Source organism: Actinospica robiniae DSM 44927, from assembly GCF_000504285.1.
In the GTDB taxonomy this organism is placed as follows: domain Bacteria; phylum Actinomycetota; class Actinomycetes; order Streptomycetales; family Catenulisporaceae; genus Actinospica; species Actinospica robiniae.
Genome location: NZ_KI632511.1, coordinates 9,396,839 through 9,421,962 on the forward strand (window position 1 = coordinate 9,396,839; position 25,124 = coordinate 9,421,962).

Annotated in this window: 23 protein-coding genes; 15 read left to right on the forward strand and 8 right to left on the reverse strand. The window is 69.8% G+C overall.

Translation table 11 applies throughout. The features are described 5' to 3' along the window. The first annotated feature begins 324 nt into the window (after window positions 1–324). Window positions 325–1,620 (forward strand): extracellular solute-binding protein, encoded by a 1,296-nt coding sequence (locus ACTRO_RS40345; RefSeq protein ID WP_034271717.1) that lies wholly within the window; start codon window positions 325–327, stop codon window positions 1,618–1,620. Between the two features lie 23 nt (window positions 1,621–1,643). Here the strand turns inward: ACTRO_RS40345 and ACTRO_RS40350 are convergent, their stop codons facing one another. Next, window positions 1,644–1,973, reverse strand: a complete 330-nt coding sequence (locus ACTRO_RS40350) for a hypothetical protein (RefSeq protein ID WP_157436717.1) — start codon at window positions 1,971–1,973, stop codon at window positions 1,644–1,646. Between the two features lie 51 nt (window positions 1,974–2,024). On the opposite strand from ACTRO_RS40350, the gene ACTRO_RS40355 reads away from it, so the two are divergent. From ACTRO_RS40355 to ACTRO_RS40365, 3 genes are read left to right on the forward strand one after another with little or no spacing between them, the layout of a single operon-like run. Beyond that, window positions 2,025–2,552 carry a PadR family transcriptional regulator gene (locus ACTRO_RS40355; RefSeq protein ID WP_034271721.1) on the forward strand — a complete coding sequence of 176 codons (528 nt, stop codon included), beginning with the start codon at window positions 2,025–2,027 and terminating at the stop codon, window positions 2,550–2,552. Beyond that, complete coding sequence (locus tag ACTRO_RS40360) at window positions 2,549–3,292, forward strand: ABC transporter ATP-binding protein (RefSeq protein ID WP_084316904.1); 744 nt, start codon at window positions 2,549–2,551, stop codon at window positions 3,290–3,292. The genes ACTRO_RS40355 and ACTRO_RS40360 overlap by 4 nt, the downstream gene beginning before the upstream one ends. Continuing rightward, entirely contained in the window at window positions 3,292–5,655 is a 2,364-nt protein-coding gene (locus tag ACTRO_RS40365; protein WP_034271723.1) for an ABC transporter permease, read from the forward strand. The genes ACTRO_RS40360 and ACTRO_RS40365 overlap by 1 nt, the downstream gene beginning before the upstream one ends. 109 nt (window positions 5,656–5,764) lie before the next feature. On the opposite strand, the gene ACTRO_RS40370 is transcribed toward ACTRO_RS40365, so the two are convergent. Further along, complete coding sequence (locus ACTRO_RS40370) at window positions 5,765–6,247, reverse strand: hypothetical protein (RefSeq protein ID WP_034271725.1); 483 nt, start codon at window positions 6,245–6,247, stop codon at window positions 5,765–5,767. Between the two features lie 221 nt (window positions 6,248–6,468). On the opposite strand from ACTRO_RS40370, the gene ACTRO_RS40375 reads away from it, so the two are divergent. Beyond that, window positions 6,469–6,843, forward strand: coding sequence for a glyoxalase superfamily protein (locus ACTRO_RS40375; RefSeq protein ID WP_211244799.1), 375 nt, complete (start codon window positions 6,469–6,471; stop codon window positions 6,841–6,843). A 26-nt stretch (window positions 6,844–6,869) separates the two neighbouring features. Here ACTRO_RS40375 and ACTRO_RS40380 read toward each other — a convergent pair whose 3' ends face one another. From ACTRO_RS40380 to ACTRO_RS49300, 4 genes are all read right to left on the reverse strand, one after another. Further along, the gene (locus ACTRO_RS40380; protein WP_034271730.1) at window positions 6,870–7,331 is read right to left on the reverse strand and encodes an SgcJ/EcaC family oxidoreductase; all 462 of its coding nucleotides are present in this window, start codon (window positions 7,329–7,331) and stop codon (window positions 6,870–6,872) included. A 245-nt stretch (window positions 7,332–7,576) separates the two neighbouring features. Next, on the reverse strand, window positions 7,577–8,125 hold the full coding sequence (locus ACTRO_RS40385; protein WP_051452146.1) for a DUF6985 domain-containing protein: 549 nt from the start codon (window positions 8,123–8,125) through the stop codon (window positions 7,577–7,579). A 57-nt stretch (window positions 8,126–8,182) separates the two neighbouring features. Beyond that, the gene (locus ACTRO_RS40390; RefSeq protein WP_034271732.1) at window positions 8,183–9,004 is read right to left on the reverse strand and encodes a hypothetical protein; all 822 of its coding nucleotides are present in this window, start codon (window positions 9,002–9,004) and stop codon (window positions 8,183–8,185) included. Window positions 9,005–9,037: 33 nt separating this feature from the next. Continuing rightward, window positions 9,038–9,241 carry a hypothetical protein gene (locus ACTRO_RS49300; RefSeq protein WP_034271734.1) on the reverse strand — a complete coding sequence of 68 codons (204 nt, stop codon included), beginning with the start codon at window positions 9,239–9,241 and terminating at the stop codon, window positions 9,038–9,040. Between the two features lie 174 nt (window positions 9,242–9,415). On the opposite strand from ACTRO_RS49300, the gene ACTRO_RS40400 reads away from it, so the two are divergent. The 7 genes from ACTRO_RS40400 to ACTRO_RS40420 all read left to right on the forward strand — a co-directional run bounded on the left by ACTRO_RS40400 (window position 9,416) and on the right by ACTRO_RS40420 (window position 20,361). Further along, window positions 9,416–10,135, forward strand: coding sequence for a GntR family transcriptional regulator (locus tag ACTRO_RS40400; RefSeq protein WP_034271736.1), 720 nt, complete (start codon window positions 9,416–9,418; stop codon window positions 10,133–10,135). Between the two features lie 55 nt (window positions 10,136–10,190). Then, window positions 10,191–10,868 (forward strand): M15 family metallopeptidase, encoded by a 678-nt coding sequence (locus tag ACTRO_RS40405; protein WP_034271738.1) that lies wholly within the window; start codon window positions 10,191–10,193, stop codon window positions 10,866–10,868. A 109-nt stretch (window positions 10,869–10,977) separates the two neighbouring features. Continuing rightward, a complete protein-coding gene (locus ACTRO_RS51235) occupies window positions 10,978–11,085 on the forward strand; it encodes a hypothetical protein (protein WP_157436936.1) in 108 nt (35 codons plus the stop codon). Window positions 11,086–11,568: 483 nt separating this feature from the next. Beyond that, window positions 11,569–11,733, forward strand: a complete 165-nt coding sequence (locus ACTRO_RS47830) for a hypothetical protein (protein WP_157436718.1) — start codon at window positions 11,569–11,571, stop codon at window positions 11,731–11,733. A 273-nt stretch (window positions 11,734–12,006) separates the two neighbouring features. Further along, a complete protein-coding gene (locus ACTRO_RS40410; RefSeq protein WP_157436719.1) occupies window positions 12,007–16,599 on the forward strand; it encodes a HAMP domain-containing protein in 4,593 nt (1,530 codons plus the stop codon). Window positions 16,600–16,604: 5 nt separating this feature from the next. Next, complete coding sequence (locus ACTRO_RS40415) at window positions 16,605–19,052, forward strand: SpoIIE family protein phosphatase (protein WP_211244589.1); 2,448 nt, start codon at window positions 16,605–16,607, stop codon at window positions 19,050–19,052. A gap of 130 nt (window positions 19,053–19,182) precedes the next feature. After that, a complete protein-coding gene (locus ACTRO_RS40420) occupies window positions 19,183–20,361 on the forward strand; it encodes a PP2C family protein-serine/threonine phosphatase (protein WP_034271740.1) in 1,179 nt (392 codons plus the stop codon). 25 nt (window positions 20,362–20,386) lie between these two features. On the opposite strand, the gene ACTRO_RS40425 is transcribed toward ACTRO_RS40420, so the two are convergent. Both ACTRO_RS40425 and ACTRO_RS40430 read right to left on the reverse strand, forming a co-directional pair. Further along, window positions 20,387–20,851, reverse strand: a complete 465-nt coding sequence (locus ACTRO_RS40425; RefSeq protein WP_051452148.1) for a MarR family winged helix-turn-helix transcriptional regulator — start codon at window positions 20,849–20,851, stop codon at window positions 20,387–20,389. Window positions 20,852–22,091: 1,240 nt separating this feature from the next. Then, the gene (locus ACTRO_RS40430; RefSeq protein ID WP_034271742.1) at window positions 22,092–22,724 is read right to left on the reverse strand and encodes a hypothetical protein; all 633 of its coding nucleotides are present in this window, start codon (window positions 22,722–22,724) and stop codon (window positions 22,092–22,094) included. A 429-nt stretch (window positions 22,725–23,153) separates the two neighbouring features. On the opposite strand from ACTRO_RS40430, the gene ACTRO_RS40435 reads away from it, so the two are divergent. The 3 genes from ACTRO_RS40435 to ACTRO_RS50600 all read left to right on the forward strand — a co-directional run bounded on the left by ACTRO_RS40435 (window position 23,154) and on the right by ACTRO_RS50600 (window position 25,026). Beyond that, window positions 23,154–23,864 carry a response regulator transcription factor gene (locus ACTRO_RS40435; protein WP_245594632.1) on the forward strand — a complete coding sequence of 237 codons (711 nt, stop codon included), beginning with the start codon at window positions 23,154–23,156 and terminating at the stop codon, window positions 23,862–23,864. 173 nt (window positions 23,865–24,037) lie between these two features. Next, a complete protein-coding gene (locus ACTRO_RS40440; protein ID WP_034271744.1) occupies window positions 24,038–24,481 on the forward strand; it encodes a PQQ-binding-like beta-propeller repeat protein in 444 nt (147 codons plus the stop codon). Window positions 24,482–24,897: 416 nt separating this feature from the next. Beyond that, window positions 24,898–25,026 (forward strand): hypothetical protein, encoded by a 129-nt coding sequence (locus tag ACTRO_RS50600; protein ID WP_281177939.1) that lies wholly within the window; start codon window positions 24,898–24,900, stop codon window positions 25,024–25,026. Window positions 25,027–25,124 lie beyond the last annotated feature (98 nt).

The window sequence follows — 25,124 nt, forward strand, 5'->3', positions numbered from 1 at the left end:
CCGGAATCACGCCGAGAATGTTTCGATAAACTTTCGAAAACGGCTCATTGACTCCCGCCCCGCGCCGCGCGCATACTTTCCAGCGGTCGAATCCTCCCGATCACGAAGAGGAAACCCGCGCGGTCCTCGGCCGGTCAAGGCCGCGCCCGTATGCGCATGCCGGAACCGGAAAGCGGGGTCGCAGTGCTCGTTGGGCCCTCGCGTTCCCGGTGCCCGCGCGTCCGGCCCCGTGCGGTTCGAAACTTTCGACCTCCCACCCTTCACCCCTGGGCCCGGCTGCGCCCGCCCAGCCTGACGATGACGACAGATCAGGGAGTTTCCACCATGGCGAGGAAGAGACGCGGTGCGGCGGCTCTCGCGATCGGCTTGGGGATGGCGCTCGCGGCCTCCGGCTGCGCCGGCGGCGGCGGCAAGAGCGGCGGCGGTTCCGCCGACGCCGCGGTCACGGTGACCCTGTGGGAGAACGCGACCAACGGCAGCACCGGGGTGGCCTACTTCCAGAACGCGGCACAGCAGTTCGAGGTGCTGCATCCGAACGTCAAGATCCAGCTCCAGACGATCCAGAACGAGGACCTCGACGGCAAGCTGCAGACGGCCCTGAACGCGGACTCCGCGCCGGACATCTTCCTGCAGCGCGGCGGCGGCAAGATGGAGGCCGAGGTCGCGGCCGGCCAGCTCCAGCCGCTGCGGCTGAGCGCCGTGGACCAGTCGAACGTGGGCACCGCCGCCCTCGCCGGCAACACGATCGACGGCCGGGTCTACGCGATGCCGCTGGACGCCCAGCCCGAGGGCGTCTACTACAGCGAGAACCTGTTCCGGCAGGCCGGAATCGCCACGCCCCCCACGACGATCGACGAGCTCGAGACCGACATCGAGAAGCTGAAGCAGATCGGCGTCGCGCCGATCGCGGTCGGTGCCAAGGACGCCTGGCCGGCCGCGCACTGGTACTACAACTTCGCGCTGCGCGAGTGCAGCCAGACCACGATGACCAGCACCGCCGAGTCGCTCGCGTTCACCGACCCGTGCTGGACCAAGGCAGCCGACGACCTGGCCTCGTTCCTGGCGGTCGGCCCCTTCCAGAAGGACTTCCTGACCACCGCGGCCCAGCAGGGCGCCGGCTCCTCGGCGGGCCTGCTCGCCAACCACAAGGCGGCCATGGAGCTCATGGGCAGCTGGGACCCCGGCGTGATCAACAGCCTGACGGCGAACCAGCAGCCGCTGTCCGACCTCGGCTGGTTCCCCTTCCCCGCCGTGCCCGGCGGCAAGGGCAGCCCGAGCGCCATCATGGGCGGCAGCGACGGCTACTCGCTGTCCAAGAAGGCGCCGAAGGAGGCGCTGGAGTTCCTCGAGTTCCTCGTGACGAAGGGCCAGCAGGAGGCCTACGCCAAGGCCTTCCAGTCGATCCCGGTCAACCCCGAGGCCCAAGAGGTCGTCACCGAGTCCTACAACCTCTCGGCGCTGGCGGCCTTCAACAAGGCGGCCTACTCGATCCAGTACCTTGACACCGAGTACGGCCAGGGCGTCGGCAACGCCATGAACACCTCCGTGGTGAATCTGATGGCCGGCAAGGGCAGCGCGGCCGGAATCGTCTCGGCCTCCAACCACGCCGCGAAGGGCTGACGCCGAGGGCGGTCGGGTTCGGCTCAGCACGGATCCGTCGACATCAGCTCTGCTGGTAGACCACGGCTGCGAGCCCACCAGTCGGGCAGGCCGCCGAGGGCCGATCCTGCGGTGGGCCAGGCGGTTCCCGCGACCGGTGAGGTGCGGCGCGGTCCGAGCCCGAGGCGCCCGCTCGGCGGGTCGATCTCGTAGCCCTCCTCAGCCTCAGGCAGGTGGCTCGGTTCCGCGTTGTGCGGGGACCAGGCTGCCGTGCCGTCCGGGCGGTATTCGCCGACGACGTCGGCGTAACAGCCGCATCCGATACACGTGAGGGCGACGACGCGGCCGCGGCCGCGTCGTCGCCCTTTCGGCACGCGCTCCGCCGTGTATTGACCGGATGTATACACCGAGTGCATACTGCCGATGTGAGCGTTCCACTGACCCTTCTCGGGCTGCTCGACCGCGAACCGAGCCACGGCTACGACCTCAAGCGGGATTACGACGCGTTCTTCGGCCGGGACAAGCCCCTGCCGTACGGCCAGGTGTACGCGACGCTCGGGCGGCTCGCCCGGGACGGCAAGGTCACCGTCGGGGCGATGGAGCCGGGCGAGGGACCGGACCGCAAGCAGTACACGATCACTGAAACCGGCCGCAGCGAAGTCGAGGTCTGGCTCACCGAGCCGGCGCCGGCGGAGCCTCACCTGCAGTCGGTGTTCTTCGCGAAGGTCGTGCTCGCCCTCATGCTCGGCCGGGACGCGAACCGCTACCTCGACGCGCAGCGCGGCGCACACCTGGCCCGGATGCGCGAGCTGACCGAACTGCGCCGCAGCGGCGGCACGCTGGACGTCTTGATGGCCGACTACGGCCTGTTCCACCTCGAAGCCGACCTGCGCTGGATCGACACCACCGAGGCACGGCTCGGCGCACTCAGAGAAATGGTCCATCTGTCATGAGCACCGATCTGAGCACCGCCGCCGCGCCCGACGGCGCGCGGCCGCGGCCGTCGCGCCCGGCCCTGCTCGAAGCCCGCGGCCTGCACCGATCCTTCGGCCAGACGCCGGCGCTGCGCGGCGCCGACCTCGCCGTCGCCCCCGGCGAGATCGTCGCGGTGATGGGCCCGAGCGGGTCGGGCAAGTCGACCCTGCTGCACTGCCTCGCCGGCATCTACACCCCCGATCAGGGCGAGGTGTGGTTCGACGGCAAGCGCATCGACGACCTCGGCGACACCAAGCGCACCGAACTGCGGCGCACGGCCTTCGGCTTCGTCTTCCAGTTCGGCCAGCTGATCCCGGAACTGACCGTGGCCGACAACATCGCCATGCCGCTGTTGCTCGACCGGGTCCGGCGGGCGGAGGCCTATCAGCGGGCTGAATCCTGGCTGGAGCGCCTGGGCCTGGCCGGGCTCGGCGCCCGGCGCACCGGCGAGCTGTCCGGCGGCCAGGCGCAGCGCGTCGCCATCGCCCGGGCCATGGCGCCGCGCCCCCAGGTGCTGTTCGCCGACGAGCCCACCGGCTCGCTCGACTCGCTCACCAGCGAGACCGTGATGGACCTGCTCGTCACCGAAACGCGGGCGGAAGGCACGACCGTCGTTCTGGTCACGCACGACGCACGGGTGGCGGCCTATGCGGAGCGCACCGTCATGGTGCGCGACGGCCGCGTTGCCGCGCTGACCGACACCGGGGTGGCCCGCTGATGTACCGGCTCGGACTGCGACTGACCCTGCGCAGCGGGAAAGAGGCGTTCACCCGGCTGATGGTGACCATGGCGGCGGTAGCTGCCGGCGTCGTCATCCTGCTCGCCGTGCTGGCCGACTTCCACGCGTTCGAATACACCAACAACCAGCCACGCTGGCAGAGCACACAGGGCACCCAGCTCACCACGGGCACCGACTACGCGTACCAGGCCTCCGGACCCGACGCGGCGGCGGAGCTGTGGAGCTACCGCGAGACGGTCTTCGAAGGCAAGACCATCGACGAGCTCGACGTCGCCGCCCTCGGCCCGCACGCGGCGCTGCCTCCCGGTGTCAGTGCTCTGCCTGGCCCGGGCCGGTACTACGCCTCGCCCGCACTGGCCGCACTGATCGCCGCCACCCCGCGCGACGAGCTCGGCGACCGGTTCCCCGGCACGCAGGCGGGCGTCCTCGGTGACAGAGCCCTGACCGGTCCGGACGACCTCGTCGTCTACGTCGGCTACAGCCCGGCCGATCTGGCCGCGCGGCCCTCGACCTCGCTCGTGCGCACGATCTCGGCGGGCGCGCAGACCAGCGTGTGGACCAACTACTTCCGTGATGCCTTCGCAGTCGGCGCGGTCGCCTTCGTCCTGCCGATCCTGATCCTGATCGGCATGGCGACGCGGCTGGCCGCGACCCGCCGCGAGGAGCGCTACGCGGCGCTGCGCCTGGTCGGCGCCACCAACCGGCAGATCACCGTCATCTCCTCGGTCGACGCGAGTGTCAGTGCCCTGGCCGGCACCCTGCTCGGCATCCTCGTGTTCCTCGCCGGGCGGCCGTTGCTCGCGGACATGGCGTTGTTCGGCAGCAAGTACTTCTCCTACGCCGTCACCCCGACCGCGCTCGGCTACCTCGCCTTGCTGGTGGCCGTGCCGCTCGCCTCGACGACCGCGTCGCTCATCTCGCTGCGCCGGGTCCGGATCTCCCCACTCGGCGTCACCCGCCGGCACACTCCGCCGGCACCGAAGACGCTGCGCCTGCTCCCGCTCGTCCTCGGCGTCGCCCTGTACCTGTACGGCGTGCTCACCACCACGCCCGAGGCCATCGGCGCCGGCGTCTACCCGGGCCTGCTGATCACCATGTTCGGGCTGATCATCGCAGGCCCCTGGCTCACTGCGGCAGCCTCCCGGCGACTGGCCCGGCGCACCGACAGAGCGCCCGCGCTGCTCGCCGCCCGGCGCCTCGCGGACACCCCGAAGGCCTCGTTTCGAGCGGTGAGCGGACTGGTGCTGGCAGTGTTCCTGGGCTCGATGCTCGGCGGGATGATGCCCACGATCAACGAAACCAATGCCACCCCGACCGCGAACGCGCTCTCCGACGTCCTGCTCGACACCTTCTCCTACTCGCCCGTCTGCGGCAACGACGTCAACTGCTCCGGCAGCGCCACGCTCGCGCCCGCCGCCAACACCACCGGTGGCCTGCTCGGCCTGCCGCCCGCCACCGGAAGTGCTCTCGTGCAGCAGCTCGAGGCGTTCCCCGGCACCGTGGTCGTGCCCTACTACTCGCTCCCTCAGGACGCCGACCTGCCGGTAGGCAAGCCGCAGGCTCCGCCGCCGACGGGTGCCCGCAGCGGCGGCCGGCACCCGGAATTCGGAGCCTCCTACGACGCCGTCGTCGACTGCGCGGCCCTCGCCAAGCTGCCCGCGCTCGGATCCTGCGCCCCCGGCCGGAGCACGTCCGAGGCAACCACCAGTGACCTCACCAACGACAACCCCCGCAACAGCGCCCAGCCGATCGTCCAGCCGACCGACCCGGCCGGCACCGCCGATATCAGCAGCCTGTATCTGCGCGGCGTGCTCGTCCAGGTCGCCGATCAGTCCACGCTCGAGAGGGTGCGGACCTTCCTGGTGACGCACACGCCGTCGTCCGAGTCGGGGGTCGCCCCGCGCACCTTCGGCGAAGCGGTGCAGGCTCGAGCCGAGGTGGCCCTCATCGTCCAGCGGGTCCTGAACATCGCGGTCATGCTCACGCTCCTGGTGGCCGGCTGCAGCCTGGCCGTGGCCGCGGGCGGCAGCCTGGTCGAACGCCGGCGCCCCTTCAGCCTGCTGCGACTGTCCGGGACCCCGACCCGCGTGCTGTACAAGGTCGTCCTCCTCGAGACGCTGCTCCCGCTCGCCGCGGCGACTGTGCTCGCCGTCGTGGCCGGCTACGGCATGGCAGTAGCAGCCGCAGTGAAGGTGGCACCCGCCGGAACCGCCGTCCCCACCCCCAGCGGCTCGTACTACCTCACCACGGGGCTCGGCCTGCTCGCCGCGCTCGCCATGATCGCCGGCACGCTGCCGTTCCTCGGGCGGATCACCCGAACCGACAACGCCCGGTTCGAATGAAGCAGGGCCCGATACGGTGTCGAAGCCGCATGCCTGTTCTCGGAGGACCGGGCCATATTGCCGCTGGACGAGGCCGCGTACGTGGTATGAACGCCGCACTGCCCGATCTTCAGGATCGTTGTGGATCGCGGACGGACTCCGGGTCGAGCAGGAGGCGGAAGATGTGCACATCGACCTCTGCCGTGCCATCGACCCGCATGGTCGGCCAGGTCAAGCGGACTTGAGCCTTGACGGTGTCGTCGGGCAGCGGCAACCAGAACCGGAAATCGCCTCGATGGGACGTTGACCCGTCGCCCCCGAACACGCCGAGGACGACCGGCTGCGCGGATCCGCCTCGGAGGGTCGCGGTGCCCGACAGGTCGAGGCTTCCAGCGTGACGGCGCTGTTCGATGCCGAAGGCGAACTCGTGCGCGAAGTCGATCGGAGGCTTGCTCAGCACCAGGAGCCGGAAGGCGATCCCGCCCGGGTACACCTCGCACGTCGTGGTGGCGATCACGAGGTCGCCGGTGTGCGCGAACACGTGCTTGAGCACCGGGGCGTGTATCCCGGGCTCGTCAACCGCGACGTGCGGCACGTCACGTCGCACGGTCATATCGGCCATCGTAGCCGACACGACCGTGCGAACGTGGCTCGGAATGCTGGTGACGAAGGGCTATCCCTGGGCCGGTCACTGTTCGTCCGATGGCCGGATTTTGAACACTTGCAGGGCCGTCGGCGTGACCTGAAGGCCGTTACCCAATCAGGAACGTAGTCTTCCTCATGGCTGCCTACGGTAGAGGGATAGACGACGAGTACGAATGAGGTAATCCGATGGTGGACATGAAGCTCGAGCTGGTATTTCTCCCGGTTTCCGACGTCGACCGCGCCAAAGCGTTCTACACCGACAAGGTCGGCTTCATCGCCGACCACGACCACACGGTCAGCGATGAGATCCGATTCGTGCAGCTGACCCCTCCCGGGTCGGCCTGCTCGATCGCGATCGGCAGGGGCCTTGTCGAGGGTGAACCGGGGAGCGTGCGCGGCCTGCAGATGGTGGTCGCCGACATCGAGGCCGCGCGCGCAGAGCTTGTCGAGCGCGGGGTCGAGGTCAGCGGCATCGAGGACCTTGACTGGGGCCGTTTTGTCTCCTTCGCCGACCCGGACGGCAACAAGTGGTCACTTCAGCAACTGCCGCAGTGGCGTGGCTGAAGGTCCGCGAGCGGGCTTGGGCGGACTCAGGTCGCTGCCACTGCACCGCCCGGGCGCGTTGGAGTGTTCTGGCCGGCGGCCAGCCACCATTGCCCATCGCGCCGAACGAGGACGTACATCGCCAGCTCCGAGAACGGCAGATCTGGATCCGAGGCGGGCGCCACCGGCTCGCCGTCTGCGTCGAGCACGAGCCTGGCGATGTGGGCGATGACGACGTCCTGCGCCACCGCGAGCACGTGACGGACCTCGTAGCGGGCCGAGGGCGCGCGCTCCGGGTGGCTCTGAAACTGGACGTGGATGGGGTGGAGGTGGTCGTAGCCGTCCACCAATGCTCCGTACGGACTTCCCCAGACAACGTCGGCGGCGAACTGCCGGTTCAAGATCTCGGCGTCATGCCGGTCGAGTCCCTCTTGCAGACCCGCAGCGAACTGCGCGACGGCAGTTTCAGCATCCGCGGACGCGACCGCAAGCCGCATCCGCCCGGTCATCGCCGCTCCACGTGCTCGCGGAAACCGGGGGCCGCGGGTAGAGATCCCATGTCATCGACCTCCTGGGAATCGCGCAGCTGAAGACACTCAGCCACCAGATGCCCGAGCCTCCTCGTTCGAAGCGCCAATCGGCCCGACCGGGCGACATGGTGGCGATCCGCAGTCTGCTGCCGAGCTGAGCGCGGTGAGGCGCCGTCGCCCGCACAGAGACGACCCATGTGATCAGCGGCGTCGCAGGTTACCCGTCAGCGCTCATCGCAGGCGCGAACCGCGCATGATTCCAAACCCCACCGGTGGTAGACGACCCCTTCGAGTTCGCGTCCGCCAGGTGCCGCGTTGATGTACTGGCCGTCGAATGGGCCGACCTTGGTCACTGCGCGCCCGTCTCGAAACACGATCTGCAGCCCGTGCTCCGGCTCCCAAGAGCACTCCGACTCCACCGACACGTAGACCGCCGCTCCGTCGCGCCCGACGCTCAGCTCGCCGAACACGATGTGCTGCCACACCTCGTCAGGAGTGCTGATAGACGGGAAGCCCTCCTCGTCTCCTACGTCGGACTGCACGTCCAGGTAGTACTCGAAGATCGACTGCGCCGAGCTCTTCAGCACGCTCTCGTCGAGTCCGAGGAACGCGGAGACGGCGTCATGAACCTGGAGCGGCGACGGGTCGTCGCCATAGCCCTCGACCGTGAACGTATGCTCGCCGCCACCCAGCACGGGCACCGGGATCGGCCGGCTCTGGTACCACTCATACTTCGGATCCAACGTCAGACGACCGAGACCGGGAATCTCCACGCGGGCAGTTTATTCCAACCATGCGGTATTCCCCTCCGCTGGACTGGAAGCAGAGGGCTAATCGGTCAAGCAGAGAAGCGCTGTGGCGTCGTCGCCGGCCTTGTAGCGTGGCCATTTCGTGCCGGTGGGGTCGGTGGCTTCGGCTTGTCGCACCTGGTGGATGAGGTGTTCGGGGCCGTGGGTGTGGAGCAGATCGAGCAGTCCGGTCCAGTCGGTTTGGTGGTAGTCCTCGGCGAGGCAGGAGGCTCCGTCGCTGAGGATTGCGGCGCGCTTGAGGTGGGCGCGTTCGATCGTGCCGGTCAGGGCGTGGTGTGCGGCCTCGGGGTTGGATCCGGCGACCCAGTAGCCGTCGGGGGTGTTGCGGTGTGGGCGTTGGGCGGCGACCAGGCGGCTGACGGCCTGCTGGTGTTCCGGGGTGCCGATCTCGTATCGCAGGGTCTGTTGGTGTTCGGCCTGGGCGTAGCCGTCGACGCGTAGATCGGAGATCTTCGCGATGCCGTCTGGGCCGTCGAGCAGGATGACGGAGTCGAACAGTGAGAGGTATTCGATGGTGGCCTCGTTCTCGCGAAGCAGGGCGATGGAACTGCTGGGGGTGCCGGTGTGGGTCAGATCGCAGGTCGCTGCGTGGGAGTCGGCGACCTTGGCGAGCGCGCTGGCGGCGCAGTCGGCCAGCGGTGTTGCCGGTCGGGTGGCGGCTTGCTCGATCAGTGCCGCGGCGAGGTGGGCGACGTACCAGGGGGTGCTGTGGATGCAGCCGGTGCCGAGTTCGGGCGGGGAGCTGAGGCCGTCGAGCACGAAGGCGAGATGCGGGGTGGCGGCGACGGTGTCCTCGCTGGGCTTGTGTGGGGATCCGGGGGCTGAGGCGAAGCTGACGCGCACGGTGATCTCCGTTCCGGGGCTTGAGCACGTGGATTATTCGTGGGCGCTGATACTTCGTCCGCCGTCGACCACGAGGTGCTGGCCGGTGATGAAAGCCGCGTCGAGTGCGCCGCGGGCGGCGGCGATGTCGCTCGGGCGTACGCACACGGAAGCGACCTGGCATTCCAGCGCGGTGCGCAGGCCGGCTGTGACCTCGGCGTCGGTCGGTTCGGGGCGCAGCAGGGAGTGGTCGATCATCGCGGCGACCAGCGCGCGCGTGGGCAGCGGGCCGGACCATCGGGGCAGGTCGAGAGGGGCGGCGGATATGGCGCGTCTCCTTGCGGCAGAAGCTGTCTAGACAGCCTATACTGCAATGACGGGGGCGTCGACACCGCATCGATCCACCCGCCCGACCTGCAAGGAGTCCCCGTCATGGCCGCCGCACCGCAACCGATCTACGAGCGGATCGAGAAGCAGCTGCGCCGCCGGCTGAGCGGCGCGCGCGACGGCGAGCCGTTCCCCTCCGAACCCAAGCTCGCCAGCGAATTCGGCGTCTCGCGCATGACCGTGCGCGCGGCCCTCGCCGGCTTGGAGCGCGACGGGCTACTCGAACGGGTGCCCGGCAAGGGCAGCTTCGTGCGCAAGAGCGCGGCGGCCCGCCCCGTCGGTACCCTGATGAGCTTCCACGACCAGGCCGTCGCCCTCGGCAAGACGCCCCGCTCGCGCGTCCTCGAGGCAGAGACCCGCCCCGCCACCGCCGGACAGGCGGCCGCCCTCTACCCCGACCGTGGTCCGGACGGTCTCAACGTGGTCGCGATCACTCGCGTGCGCTTGTTCGACGATCTGCCGGTCGCCATCGAATACGCCGCCTTCCCCGCACACCTGACCGGGCTGCTGACCGCGGACCTCGAAACCGGCTCTCTGCACAGCGCCCTGCGCCGCCTCGGGCTGCGCCCCAGCCTCGGCACTTCCGTCCTCACCGCCCGGACCGCCGACCACGACTCCCTCGAGCTAGCCGTCTCGCCCACCACGCCGCTGCTGGTCGAGACCCGTTCCATCGTCGACCAGCACCACGATCCCCTCGAACACACCGTCAGTTCCTACATCGCCGACCGCTACGCCCTGCAAGTCGACTTCAACGTCGTCGAGTAGCGTCCACGCGCCGCAGCCATGCCGTCTCGAGCGAAGTATGTGGCATGATCCAGGCATGGACTCCGCGGATCACTCGGTGCCCGCCGGGATCGTGTTGATGGCCGACCCCCAGGTCGCAGCAGTGCCGGTTCGCGAGACGGGCGAGGAACTGCTGGACGTACGCGACTGCGGGATGCTCCCCGTCTCGTCCTCTCGGGCCGATGAAGCAGGAGTTTTCGCGCACGTGCGCATGGCCATCCTGGACCGGCTCGTCATCGCCGACGACGCACTGCCTGACGGGCTGCGACTGCTGATCGTAGAGGGCTACCGGCCGCCCGCGGTCCAACAGCGATACTTCCAGAAGTACCGGCAGGTACTGCGCGATGCCAACCCCGGCTGGAGCGACGACCGGCTGCACCTCGCGACCAGCCGCTACGTCAGCCCGCCGGAGATCGCTCCGCACAGCGCAGGGGCCGCAGTCGACCTGACCCTGTGCACGGCGGACGGACTCGAACTGGACCTCGGTACCGCAATCAACGCGACCCCGGAGCAATCGGCAGGAGCCTGCTACACCGCTCACCCCGGCTTGTCCGCCGAAGCGAAGCACTACCGGACTGTGCTGACGACCGCGCTGGCCGAGGCAGGGTTCGTCAACTATCCCACCGAATGGTGGCACTGGTCCTACGGCGACCGGTACTGGGCCCTGGCGACCGGAGCCCCGGCAGCGCTCTACGGCCCGCTCGAAAAGCCGTGACTCGATCATCGCGCTAGGGGGCAAAGAAGGTCCCTGAGAAGCCCCGCGCGGCAGTCGATTCTGGCCGCAGCACCCGGAAAATCCGTTGCGTTGGGCCGTGCTTGGCACCATGGGGCACGTCGACCACGGCAAGACGACCCTCACTAGTTCGATCGTTCCTGTGACTGCTGAACAGTGGAACCGAGTGCAGGCTGACGGACCGACAGGAATGCTCTGATCTGCACGGAACTGCGCTCAACCGACCTCAACTGCACCGAAATGAGCTCGCTGACCGAGTCCTTGGGTGTGAAGGTGTAGTTGGCGGCCGCGCCGTCGACCGAGGGCTCGAAGTGGTCGCGCTCGTGCTGTTCATGCGCGGGGTCGCCATCCGCTTCTAGAACTACGCGTTCTACGGCACCGCCATCGCAGCCGCGGTGCTACTCCACGTCGACCTTCCCCAGCACTCCGGTTACGCCCCCCTGGGCTAGCGCGTGGTCTGGACACTGTGCGGTGTGGGCATCGCCGTGGTCGTCATGCTCCTGGCCGGTTTGCCGGCCAAGCGCTCCGCCAGGGTTGAGTAGTTCCGCCGCCTAGCGCAGATCCGTGGCACAGGCCCCAGGTGATCGTGGCGCTCCAGGACACTCGCAGGCTCGCCCGGAGGTTTATGGTCCACCGTTCAGGACACCCGGAGTCCACTCTCGAACCAGATCAAGGGACGGCAGTGGAACTGCGAAAAGGGGACGACGCGCACGAGCCGGCGACCGAGGCGCTGATGGACGAGGCCGCCCGGCGGTTGCTGGCAGAGACGGGGGAGGCCTCGGCCAGGCTGAGGGAGTACATCGAGCAGACCCGCTTCCGGCTGGAGACCGTGTCGTTTCAGCGCTGAGGAGCGCTTCCTGACGAGGGTGCCCGCCTCGCCGCAGCGCGGGGACGCCTAAGCCGGCGGGTGGGTTCCCCGGCCCTGCCTCCGCTTGTCCGTCAGCGCGTTACCTCCACCGCACACCGAGTGACCGACTGCGCCGCTCTTCGCTGCCGCCGAGCCGCCATGGAGCCGCGGGGCGGAGCGCTTCCCGTCATCGAGTAAATTGTTTCTGCACGGAAACAGTTCTCGGCGCCGACGGCGGCCCGACGGCGGATTCGACGCGGAAGAGGTTGTCCCATGGCCGAGCGATCGGTGAAAGGTTCGGCTCAGGCGGCCCGGCCCGGGTCCGAACTGGCGGCCGCGCGGGTCGGCGAGCCGGAACTGCGCCAACTGCTGGCCGGGTTGACCGCGGTGCGCGACGGCGACTTCGGCACGCGGCTTCCCGACGGCTCGGACGGCCTCCTCGGCGAGATCGCCACGGTGTTCAACGGCATGGTCGACCAGCTCTCCCTGTTCACCTCCGAGGTGACCCGGGTGGCCCGCGAGGTGGGCACCGAGGGCACCCTGGGCGGGCAGGCGGAGGTGCCGGGCGTCTCCGGGACCTGGGCGGATCTGACCGACTCGGTCAACGCGATGGCGGGGAACCTGACCACGCAGGTGCGCGACATCGCCCAGGTGGCTACGGCCGTCGCGCGTGGGGACCTGTCGCAGAAGATCGACGTGGATGCGCAGGGGGAGATCCTCGAGCTCAAGGAGACCGTCAACACGATGGTCGACCAGCTCTCCTCTTTCGCCGCGGAGGTCACCCGGGTCGCGCGCGAGGTGGGCAGCGAAGGACGCCTCGGCGGGCAGGCCCAGGTCCCGGGCGTCGGCGGGGTCTGGCGGGACCTGACCGATTCGGTGAACTTCATGGCCGGCAATCTCACCTCCCAGGTCCGCAACATCGCGCAGGTCACCACCGCGGTCGCGCAGGGCGACCTGTCGCAGAAGATCGGCGTGGACGCGCGCGGCGAGATCCTCGAGCTGAAGAACACGATCAACACGATGGTCGATCAGCTCTCCGCGTTCGCCGACGAGGTGACGCGCGTAGCCCGCGAGGTGGGCACGGAGGGCCGGCTTGGCGGGCAGGCCGACGTCAAGGGCGTGAAGGGCACCTGGCGCGACCTGACCGATTCGGTCAACTTCATGGCCGGCAACCTCACCGCGCAGGTGCGCTCGATCGCCCAGGTGGCCACGGCGGTCGCGAGCGGGGACCTGTCGCAGAAGATCGGCGTGGACGCTCGCGGCGAGATCCTTCAGCTCAAGAGCACGATCAACACGATGGTCGATCAGCTCTCCGCGTTCGCCGACGAGGTGACACGAGTGGCGCGCGAAGTGGGCACGGAGGGCCGCCTGGGCGGGCAGGCCGACGTCAAGGGCGTGTCGGGGACGTGGAAGGACCTGACCGAGTCGGTCAACGTGATGGGCGACAACCTCACCGCGCAGGTCCGCTCGATCGCTCAAGTCACCACTGCGGTCGCGCAGGGCGACCTGTCGCAGAAGATCCGGGTGGACGCGCGCGGGGAGATCCTGGAGCTGAAGGAGACCATCAACACGATGGTGGATCAGCTCTCTGCGTTCGCGGACGAGGTCACCCGGGTGGCGCGCGAGGTGGGCACCGAGGGGAACCTGGGCGGTCAGGCGACGGTCCGCGGGGTCTCGGGCACGTGGAAGGACCTGACCGACAACGTCAATGTGATGGCGTCGAATCTGACCGGGCAGGTGCGCTCGATCGCGCAGGTGGCCAGCGCGGTCGCGCGCGGCGACCTGTCGCAGAAGATCACGGTCGAGGCGAAGGGCGAGGTGGCCGCGCTCGCCGGGGTGATCAACACGATGGTCGACACGCTCTCGACCTTCGCCGACGAGGTCACCCGCGTCGCGCGCGAAGTGGGCACCGAGGGCATGCTCGGCGGGCAGGCGCGGGTCGCGAACGTCGCCGGGACGTGGAAGGACCTGACCGACAACGTCAACTCGATGGCGAACAACCTGACCAACCAGGTGCGCAACATCGCGCTGGTGACGACGGCCGTGGCCAACGGAGATCTCTCCAAGAAGATCGACGTCGACGCCCGCGGCGAGATTCTCGAACTGAAGACCACCATCAACACGATGGTCGACCAGCTCTCCTCGTTCGCGGCGGAGGTCACCCGGGTCGCGCGCGAGGTGGGCAGCGAGGGGCGGCTCGGCGGGCAGGCCGAGGTCGAGGGCGTCTCAGGGACCTGGAAGCGGCTGACCGAGAACGTCAACGAGCTCGCCGGGAACCTGACCAGGCAGGTGCGCGCGATCGCCGAGGTCACCAGCGCGGTGGCGATGGGGGACCTGACCCGCTCGATCACGGTGGAGGCCTCCGGTGAGGTGGCCGAGCTCAAGGACAACATCAACGCGATGGTCGGCTCGCTGCGTGAGACGACGCGGACCAACGAGGAGCAGGACTGGCTCAAGTCCAGCCTGGCCCACATCACCGGGCTGATGCAGGGTCACCGCGACCTGGCCGTCGTGGCCGACCTCGTCATGCAGGAGCTCACCCCGCTGGTCTCGGCCCAGTACGGCGGTTTCTATCTGGCCGAGGAGGCGGCGGACGGGACCGAGCTGACGCTTGTCGGGTCCTACGGCCGGCCGGCTGATCTGGCCGGGCATGACCGGTTCAAGCCCGGTGAGTCGCTGGTGGGGCAGTCGGCGCGGTCGCGGCGCGTGATCGCGGCTGAGGGCGTGCCCGGCGACTACATCGGCATCTCCAGCGGTCTGGGGCGGGCGACGCCAGGTGGGCTGATTATTCTGCCGATCGTGGTGGAGGACCAGGTCCTGGGCGTCATCGAGCTGGCCTCCTTCACCTCGTTCACCGCCATCCACCGCGACTTCCTCGAGCGGCTGATGGAGGCGCTCGGGGCCAACGTCAACACCATCCTCGCCAACGCCCGCACCGACGAGCTGCTCGAGGAGTCGCAACGGCTGGCCGAGGAGCTCCAGGCCCGCTCGGAGGAGCTGCAGGTCCAGCAGGACGAGTTGCAGCGCTCGAACGCGGAGCTCGAGGACAAGGCGATGCTGCTGGCTACGCAGAACGGCGACATCGAGGCGAAGAACCTGCAGATCGAGCAGGCGCGCCAGGAACTCGAGGACCGCGCCCAGCAGCTCTCGCTCGCCTCCAAGTACAAGTCGGAGTTCCTGGCCAACATGAGCCACGAGCTGCGCACCCCGCTCAACAGCCTGCTGATCCTGGCCCAGCTGCTGGCCCAGAACCCGGCCCGCAACCTGACGCCCAAGCAGGTCGAGTACGCGGGCATCATCCACTCGGCCGGCTCGGACCTGCTGCAGCTGATCAACGACATCCTGGACCTGTCGAAGGTCGAGGCCGGCAAGATGGACCTGAACCCGGAACGGGTCCCGCTGCGCCGCCTGCTGGACTACATCGAGGCGACCTTCCGCCCGATGACCACGCAGAAGAGCCTCGGCTTCACCGTCACCGCGGCCGCCGGCATGCCCGGGGAGCTGATCACCGACGACGCACGGCTGCGCCAGGTGCTGCGCAACCTCATCTCGAACGCGATCAAGTTCACCGAGCACGGCCAGGTGGAGCTGCTGATCGAACCGGCCGGCGAGGCGGAGGTGCCGGCGTCGGTCCGCCACGACGGCCCGGTGGTGGCGTTCCGGGTCAAGGACACCGGTATCGGCATCGACCCGCAGCAGCTGGAAGCGATCTTCGGCGCGTTCCAGCAGGCGGACGGGACCACCAGCCGCAGGTACGGCGGCACCGGGCTCGGCTTGTCGATCAGCCGGGAGATGGCCCATTTGCTCGGCGGCGCGATCCACGCGCGCAGCGCCCTCGGCGCGGGCAGCACCTTCACCCTTTTCCTACCGGTCGCGGCGCTCGAGCTGCTCGCGCGCTCGCAGGAGGGGGAGGAGACGGCGGGCGACTTGGAGGGCGGCGTCACTCAGAGCCCTTCGTCCGACAGCCGCGCGGCCGGTGCGACGACGCAGCCGGCTCTGCCGCGTCCGCGCCGCCTGCTGGTGATCGAGGACCGGCAGAACGGCCTGCTGTCGCTGGTGGCGCAGAGCGCGGTGGGCAGCCTCGAGGCGGGCTCGGAGCTGCCGGAGCAGCAGCACGGCCACGAGGTGGTGACGGTCGTCGGAGCGCAGGAGGCTGCGACGGTGCTGGCCGCCGGCGCGTTCCACTGCGTCGTGCTCGACATCGAGATGTCCGATGGCGGGGCGTGGGCCTTCCTCGACGCGATGGAGGGCGATCCGGCGCTGCGTCAGGTTCCCGTGCTGGCCCATAACAGCCGCCGCCTGGGCGCGCAGCAGGAGCACACGCTGCAGTCGCGGGCGAGCGAGCGTCCGCTGGAGGTGCTCTCCAGCCTGGACGAGCTGCGCGAGCGCATCGCGCTGCACCTCTCGGTGGACCAGCCGGGCGACGTGGTGCCGTTGGTGCGCGCCGAGGTGGTGCGCCATCAGCTGCTGGAGACGGCCGACGAGACTCTCCGAGGTCGTACGGTGCTCGTCGTCGACGACGACGCCCGCAACCTCTTCGCGATCAGCGGCATCCTGGAGCTGCACGGGATCCGCGTCCTGCAGGCCACGGACGGGCGCAGGGGCATCGCGGCCCTGCGGGCCCACACCGAGATCGACCTGATCCTGATGGACGTGATGATGCCCGAGATGGACGGGTACACCGCGACCGCCGAGATCCGGGGGATGCCGGAGTACGCGAACCTGCCGATCATCGCGGTGACCGCCAAGGCGATGCCGGGCGACCGCGACAAGTCGCTCGCCGCCGGTTCGAGCGACTACGTCACCAAGCCGGTGGACGCGAACGACCTGATCGCGTGCATCGGGCGCTGGCTCGGAGCGCGGTGACCCCGGTGCCGACTTCTGAACGGGGCGGAGCCGCCGGCCCGCCGGTGTCCGCGCGAGCCCGGGAGACGGAGGAGTTCGACGCCGGCGAGTCCGGCGCGGCCGCCGGACGCCTGGCGGCGATGGTCGAGCGGCTGCGCGGCCAGGTGGAGGCCGCGCACGCGGCCGCCGACGGCCGCGCGCTGGTCGAACTGGCCAAGGGCATCCTCGTCGAACGGCTCGGCTGCGGTCCCGCGCAGGCCGCGAAGCAGCTGGCCGAGCTGTCCGACCAGGCGGGCATGTCCGTGCTCGAACTGTCGGTCGACATCATCAACCAGGCGGCGCGGGACCGGGTGGCCGAGGTCGCGGCCGCGTTCATGCGGCGCTGCCACGATGCCGGCTCGGCGCCGGGCGCCCCGGAGCCGGCTCGCAGCTCGCCCGCCGTGCGGCTGCGGTCCGCCGAAAGCGCCGCGCTGGCGGCCGGCGGCGACAGCCAGACCGTCGCCGAATCGCTGCTGCGCCACGCCCTCGCCCCGCTCGGCGCGAATGCCGTGGCGATCTGGAGCGTGGACCGGGACGGCTCCCTCGCGCTGAGCGGCCACGCCGGCTTCGGCGCCGAGGAAGCCGAGCGCTGGCGCCACGTGCCCCCGGGGGTGACGACGGTGGCTCGCCAAGCGTTGACCGGGCGCGCCACCGTGCGGCTCGACTCCGTCGCCGCTGTGCCCTCCATCGGATATCGCAGGTTTCCGGACGGCGGGCGCATAGCCCTGTGCGCGGGGACCGGCGGCCGGATCCACGGCGTGCTCGAGGTCTGCTGGCCCGAGCCGCTCGTTCGTCAGCCCCCTGCGGTCGAACGTCAGCTCGAGGCGCTCGCGGAATTGTGCGCTTTCACCCTCGAGAACCTGCCCGACGCCGAATCTGAGGTCCCCGGCCGCGCCCAGCCGAACGTCTCGGCCGCGGAACTCGCCGCCGTGGCCGACGGCCTCTACGATCCCGCTCTGGTCCTCACCCCGGAGCTGGACGCCGACGGCCGCCTCGCCGACTTCCGCATCCACCACGTCAACGACCGCTTCCAGGACCCCGCCGGACGGCCGCGCAGCGCCCTGGACGGCGCGCTGCTGCTGCAGACCTATCCGCTGGCCATCGGTGCCAGTGTGCTGTCGGACCACCTCGCGCGGGTCTATGCGACCGGCGAACCCGTGCGGGTGGAGCGGATGGCGGTGACCGCTCTCGCCGACGAGGTGCCGCTACAGGTAGTGGCGGATATCAGCGTCACCCGCCACGGCGGCAGCCTGCTGATGATCTGGCGGATCGAGGACGAGACGGCCCGGCTGGCCCGGCTGCTGCAGCACGCGCAGCGGCTCGGCCGGATCGGCGGGTTCGAGGAGGACCTGGAGACCGGCGAGATCACCTGGAGCAGCCAGCTGTTCACGCTCTACGGCCGGCCGGCGGCGCAGGGCCCGTCGTCCCTGCGGGACCTCGCCGCGCACGCCCACCCGGACGACACGACCGCCATCGGCCGCTTCCTGCGCACGCTGCTGCACCACCGGCGCCCGGCCACCATCGCGTTCCGCCTCAACCGCGCGGACGGCGTGGTCCGGCACATCCGCATCGTCGCCGAGCCCGTCCTCGCCTCCGACGACCGCCTAGTCATCCTGCGTGGCGCCTACCAGGACGTCTCCTCGCAGCACTGGACCGAGGTGGCGCTCGCCGCCACCAGGGACCGGCTCGAACACAGCGAACTGGAGGCCGCGCAAAGCAACCGGCTGACCCTGCAGCTCCAGCACGCGATCATGCCCCCGGCCGGCGGACCGCTGCAGGCGCCGGGACTCAGAGTCGCCGTGCGCTACCGCCCGGCGGAGTCCGAGTCCATGGTGGGCGGAGACTGGTACGACACCGTGGTCCTGCCATCCGGCCAGGTCCTGCTGTGCGTGGGAGACGTCGCCGGACACGGCGTCACCGCGGCCACCGGGATGGTGGTGCTGCGCAACGCCCTACGCGGACTCGCGATGACCGGAGCCGGGCCCGGACAGCTGCTCTCCTGGCTCAACAGCGTCGCGCACCACCTCAGCGACCGGCTCACAGCCACCGCCGTGTGCGGGCTCTACGATCCGGCGACCCGCCGTTTGCGCTGGGCCAGGGCCGGGCACCTGCCGCCGGTGGTGGTCAGCGGCCCGGAAGCCGCCGCCCTGCCGTTGACCGAGGGCACGCTGCTGGGCGCGTGGCCGGATCGGCGATACGAGGAGGCCGAGATGCAGCTCCAGCAGCGCGACATCCTGCTGATGTACACGGACGGCCTGGTCGAGCGCCGGGACACCGCCTGGCACATCTCCGTCGACCACCTGATCGCCACCGTGCGCACTCCGGCCGACAGCCTCGGCGAACTGCTCGACACCCTGCTGACCTACAGCCGGTCCGACACCGACGACGACACGTGCCTGATCGGTGTTCAGATCACTGAGCCGGGCGCGCCATGATCGCACCCTGCTACGGCGCGTTCGCGGCGGGCGCCTCCACCCGCGGTTATGCTTCGATTCCTCGGGACCGCACGACCATGCGTCCGCGTCGGTCCACCGGCCGGCCGGACGCCTTAAGGACGGTGAGCCCATGCAGCGCGATATCGCGGTAGAACGCGCGCTCAGCGACGCGGACCCCGATCGGCTGCCGGAGGTGCTCGAAGAGTCCCTGTGCGCCCGGTACGACGCGCGTGCCGTGGAACTCCGGCTCGTCGACTACGCCATACACTCCCTGCAGCCGGTGCGCCGCGGTAGGCGGCCGGAGCCCGTTCCGGTCGAGGGCACCGTCCAGGGCCGCGTCTTCGCCTGCCAGGAGCCGGAAGCCGAGGAGGACGGGCAGGAGACGACCGTGCACCTGCCTGCCAGCTTCCGCGGCGACCGGGTGGGCGTGCTGTCGGTGACCGTCCCCACGACGCAGTACACCCCGGCCACGCTCGAGGAACTGCGGCGTATCGCGGCCGTGATCGCGCGGGAGGTCATCCTCGCCGGGCGGGAGAGTGACCGGTACGAGGTCGAGAGAAGGGTCGAGCGCCTGACCCTCGCCGCCGAGATGCAGTGGCTGCTGCTGCCCGGGCGCTCCTGCACCCGCCCCGAATTCTCGCTCGGCGCCCACCTCGAGCCGGCCTACGCCATCTACGGCGACGGGTTCGACTGGTCGGTCTCGGCCGAGAGCCTCACCCTTGCGGTCGTCAACGGCATGGGCGAAGGAGTCGAAGCCTCGCTGCTGACGTCCCTCGCCATCAGTGCCCTGCGTAACGCGCGCCGCGCCGGCCTGCCGCTGGCCGACCAGGCGATGCTCGCGGACGAAGCGGTCTTCGCCCGACACCGCGGCGACGCCCACGTGGAGGCACTGCTGCTGCGCCTGGAGCTCGGCACCGGCAGGCTCGAGATCGTCGACGCGGGCTCCCCCCATCTCTGGCGCGTGCACGAGGGCGGAATCGAGCCGCTGAGCCCGGAGGCGCAGATGCCGCTGGGCATGTTCGGAGACACCCACTACCGGCCGGAGACGCTGTACGCCAAGCCCGGAGACCGCCTGCTGATCGCGAGCGACGGGGTCTACGCGGCGCCATCCCCGGGCGGAGAGAAGTTCGAGGAGCGGGCGCTGGCGGAAGCCGTCGAAGCCACCCGGTCGCTGCCGCCCGCGCAGGTGCCGGCAGCCATGCTGCGCGCCCTGGCCGACCACTACGGCGAGACGCTGCTCGACGACGCGATCGTCACCTGCATCGACTGGCACGGCCCCCGACCGGAGGGCGTCGTAGAACCCTCGTGACGGTCGCACCGGCCCGCTTCGGCGGTCAGTCCGGCGGCGACGCGGTCCCTTCGCTCGGGCGCAGGTGCGCGTCGAGAACGAGAGCGAGCGCGGCCACGCCCTCGGCCAACGGCGTGACCGCGCCCGGCGGCATCGCCTCGAGCAGAGCCGCGAGCGCGCGCTCGCGGCTCTCGCTCACCTGTCGCAGATACGTGGTGGCCGGACGGCGCAGATGCAGTTCGATCTCCCGGCCGCTCTGCGGGCTCGGCGTGCGCCGGACGAAGCCCATCGCCTCCAACCGAGCACACAGGCGACTGAGCGCGGACGGGGCGGAGCCGACCATCTCGCCCAGCTCCCGCAGACTCGAACCAGGCTTGCGCTCCAACGCCCGGAGCACGCGCAGCTGCGAGGCGGAGACGATGACCGCGGCATCGGCGCTCTCGTCGCGCTCCCACAACAGCTGCAGCTCCTCCACCGCCACCCGCAGATCGCTGACCGCCCCATCGGGCACACGGGAACGCGGACGATGTGCGCTATCGCCCATAACCACTCCGATGCGGATCAGCGTTTCTTCCAGAAGCCAGGCCCACCCAGCCTCATTGCCCGCAAGCGCGTGCTTCTCACGGTCAGACAAGTCAATCACAGCACCGCGCCCGCCTCCGGCATCGCGCGCCCGGAGGTTGCGCCGTGAAGCACGGGGTCGTGCACGGGTCGATGCGTGCGGAATCCGATGCTCGTTCGGGTGCGGGGCCGGCGTGGCACAGGACAGAGCTCGTCTGTACTCATCCGTTCGTGCCGTGAGGTTGTCGTGCGCAGACTACTGATATCGGTCGTCGGGATCATATGTTGCGACGATCGGCGCTTCGGGCTATACGGCAAAGGTGCAGCCCTCGTCGTCGGTCGCGAACCGACTGAAGGCGCAGATGACAAGGTTGCTCACCACCGACTTCGAAGGCGTCCCGGTCAGCCACAGCTTTGCCTACGGCACGACCGAGGCGAGCCGGACAGCGGGGATGAAGGATCTCCACAAGGCGCTCACCTAGATCCGCAGGGCAGCCCGCCCAAGTGACCGACCAGCGCCGCGACCGGGCCATGGCTCACCCGTGACCCAGAGCGCGAACTGACCGTCGCCGACCTGCCGGAGTGCGGCCGGGCAGTGCTCCTCGCCGAGTACACCGACGAAAACGGCAATATTCGCGGATGAAGAAGGCTGGTGGTCGAACTTCTTCCTCGAGCTCGAGTTCACCCTGCCGCGCATGCTCGCTGGAGACGCGCACCTCCACCAGCTCGTGCGGCAGGACGAGGACGGCCGCTGGGTACTCGACCACCTGGGCTTCGATGAGGAAGACTGACCCTGAGCGTGGGTGGCGAGTTGTGCGCGAGCTCTTTGAACGGTCGAGCCCGAGCCCGGTCGGCGGCCGCGTTGCTCCTGATCCTTCGGAGCAAGGTGACCTCTTCGGACTCTCTGCAGAGGTAGCGTGCGCCGGGTTCCATGTGCTTTCCGGTTTGGCGCCGCGTAGATGTGTACGTTCTGAACCGCAGTGCAATGTCAGTCGTTGCCGAGATCCGGTGCGCTTCACCGGCCACGGCCTGTGTGCCGAGCTCCTCCCGAAAGCTGGAGCTCGATGAATGAGGCCGGCTACCCGATCCAAGCGGCCGGCCTCATCACAGGCAAACCCCGTCACAGGTGAAGAGGAGACCCCGCCAAGGGCGGCGCGCCGTCGCGGCCCGTCCCGCTCTTGCGCCGGGGTTCAGCGGCTCCAGCTTGTGGCCAGAGTGGAGCCCCACGCCGCGAGGACGGCTCCGGCTCCGAGGGAGAGCAAGACGAGACTGTAACGCAGGCCTCTTCCGCCGACGGCGCGGGCGGTGCGGCCGGGCATGGCGTCGGCGGCTAGGAGCCGGGGGAGCCGGGGCAGGTAGGCGAGAACGTGCACGGTCATCAGAGCCGCCCAGCCGACGAAGCTGAGCTTGTGCAGGAAGACCAGCGAGTATCCGGCGTAGACGTGCGGCCGGCGCTGGATGCCCAAGAGCACACCGGTGCCCAGCACCGTGATCGTCGACAGGACGATGAGGGGCCCGAGGACGCGCGGGAGCGGCCGGGGCGGGCCTTTGCGGACATAGGGCTGCCGGCGGGTGTAGTAGCGGGTGAAGCGGTAGACGGTGGAACTGATCTTCAGGCACACCGGGCCGATCAGGAGGAACCCCAGCAGGTAGTGCCAGTACAGCAGCCTGCTGAGCTGCAGCAGCGTGAGCCCTTCCGCGGCGAACAGGAGCAGCAGGACCACTCCGGTCAGCGCGGTGAGCCGTTCATTGCCTTCCGGCCCGCCACTGTCGCGGACGTCGGCGGCGCGGCGGTGGGACGGCTCGGTGCGGGGCAGGGTCATGAAGGATCCTGATTCCTATTCGCGGGTGCGCGAAGACTCGAGGCGAAGGGCGAGGACAGGGCGCAGACGGTGATCAGGCCGGTCGCGGTGCGGACACGGCGAAGCCCGCGGTCGCGCATTGCGACGCGGTCGGACGTTTCGGGTGCCGTCCCGGGCGACAGGTCGTCCTCCTCGAGAAGTGGTCCGCTCGTCGGTCCTTCTGCTCGCGACCAGCCTTGCCAACGGCATGTTCGGAACCTGCAAGGCAAATGTTCAGATCTCGTTAGGGTTTGCGGCCCGCGCGAAACGTCCTGCCGCCGAGACGGGCTGGCGCGAGCTCATCGCAGCAGCTTGAACTGCGCGTTCGTAGGCGTCGGGCGCACCGACGGCCACGCAGGCGCCGAGTGGTCGCATCCGTCGGACCAGGTCGTTCGGGGCTACCTTGGCAGCGTGAGTGTCAAGAATCCTTCCGCTGAGCTGCCCGTGCGCGTGCTGGTGGTGGAGGACGACGAGGGGATCGCCTGGCCGTTGCGCCGCGGCCTGTCCCGTTCGGGCTACGAGGTCGAGCTGGTCGCCACGGCCGCCGCGGCGCTGTCCGCCGCCCGGGCCGACCTTGTGCTGCTGGATCTCGGTCTGCCGGACATGGACGGGATCGAGGTGTGCCGTCGGCTGCGTGCGAGCGGTGACGCGGCCGTGATCGTGGTGACCGCGCGCGGTGAGGAGGGCGACCGGGTCGCCGCCCTGGACGAGGGTGCCGACGACTATCTCGTCAAGCCGTTCGGGCTGGCCGAGTTGCAGGCGAGGATAAGGGCCGTGTTGCGTCGGGTGCGACCGGCCGGGCCGACCGTGTACGTCGCCGGACCGGTCGTGCTCGACCCGCGCGCCCGGAAGGTCGCGGTGCGTGGGCAGGAGGTGGCGCTGACGCCCAAGGAGTTCGACATCCTCGAATGCCTGATCGCGGACGCCGGCCGCGCGGTCTCCCGGCACGAATTGCTCACCCGGGTGTGGGACGAGCACTGGTACGGCCCGGGACGCGTGCTGGACGTGCACATGGCGGCGCTGCGCCGCAAGCTCGCGGTGGAAGGGCTGATCGAGACCGTCTACGGCCATGGCTTCCGGCTTCGGCCTGACGCGTCGGCCGCGACGGGCAGCGGGGACTGACCGGATGTCGCGCCGCATCGCGCTGGTCACGCTGAGCCTGATCACGGCGCCTCGACCACCGGATTCGACGGCAGCGACTCCGTCATCGCACTCGGCCCGGATCTCGCCCGCCTCGATTATTTGCCCCCGCCACCTGGGCGCAGGACAACGCGGACGACCTCGACCTCGGCTCGATGACACCGGCGCTGGTCGGCGGCCGGATCCTCGCGCTCGGCAAACGCGGAACCGCGTACCTGCTGGCCGCGGACCGCCTCGGCGGCGTCGGCGGGCAGATTGCGCAGTCGCGGGTGTGCCCGGCGTTCGGTGCGGCCGCCGTACGCGGCAGCACGGCCTACGTGGCCTGCCCGGACGGCATCCGCGCGATCGACACCGCCGGCGACCGGATCAGCGTCTCGTGGACGTCGGCGGCCCGCGCCAACGGCTCGCCGACCCTCTCCGGCGGCGACGTGTGGGCCGTGGCCTGGCCCGCCGGCACCTTGTACCGCTTCGCGGCGGCCACCGGCACGGTCACCGGCCACATCGCACTCGGCACGGTCCCGCATTTCGCGTCAGCCACCCTCGGCGACGGCCGGGCGTTCGTCGGCACGATCAACGGCGTCACCGCGGTCAATCGCTAGCGCCGGTCCCCCTGGCGTGGTGTCACCGTGCTTCGAATGCCGGGTCGGCATCCGCGTATGCCGGGAGCAGGGTGTGCGTCCTCAGTTCGATCGCTCGCCGCGCCTCGGCCGGACTGCCGCCAACGGCACTGCGCGCCCCGCCCTGGAAGCGGCCGTCGACCCTTTTGGGCCTGCTCTCCCTCACCCACACGGCTGTCCGGCCAACGCGTGCGCTTTGAGTCGCTTCTCACCATACCCATCAGGATTCGGCTACCTTCGGGTGTGTCGAGCGAGCGGAGATGAGACCCCGGCGCCACGCTACGGTGCGTCTCGATCCTTCGACGCCTCGGGAGGGCATCGTGTTCCCACGCCTTAACGCATCGCTGCACCGAACCGCGCCCCTGCGCAGCAATCGTGCTCCGCTCCTGGTGTTCGACATGCCGGGCATCATTCACGTGGACGTCTACCGCCTGCCGTCGAGGTACGCGGTGTTTCGCGTGGTACTGATCTTCGGCGGGCTCACATCTGTCCTGACTGCGGGCGAACTCTGGCGCCCCTGGCGCTGACAGCGTGCTTGGCGCCGCGAGCAAATCAAGGCACCAGGTCTCGCGCCGGTTCGTGCTCAAAGTTCACAGACGATGTGACCTCGCCTGCAATGACTGCT